Origin of the sequence: Verminephrobacter aporrectodeae subsp. tuberculatae At4 (assembly GCF_000193225.1) — a bacterium.
In the GTDB taxonomy this organism is placed as follows: Bacteria; Pseudomonadota; Gammaproteobacteria; order Burkholderiales; family Burkholderiaceae_C; genus Acidovorax; species Acidovorax aporrectodeae.
On record NZ_AFAL01000337.1, the window covers coordinates 1 to 276 of the forward strand.

Sequence of the window (276 nt, forward strand, 5' to 3'; positions counted from 1 at the left end):
ATCCGCAGCGGCGAGGTGCACGGCCTGCTCGGCGCGAATGGCGCGGGCAAGAGCACCTTGATGAAAATCATTGCCGGCGCCCACCCGCCCGACGCCGGGGAGATCGTGCTCGATGGCCGCGCGCTGCGGCTGCGCAGCCCGCAGGACGCCCGGCGCGCGGGCATCGCGATGATCTACCAGGAGCTGGATCTGGTGCCGCAGCTGAGCGTCGAAGAAAACCTGCTGCTCGGCCATGCGCCCCGGCGCCGCGGGCTGATCGACGCCCCGGCCCGGCGC

At 72.8% G+C, this 276-nt stretch carries 1 protein-coding gene; it reads left to right on the forward strand.

The window, feature by feature from the left end; all coding sequences use genetic code 11:
- Positions 1-276, forward strand: a 276-nt coding sequence (locus tag VTU_RS26355) for an ATP-binding cassette domain-containing protein (protein ID WP_010102578.1), incomplete at both ends; no start/stop codon positions are given.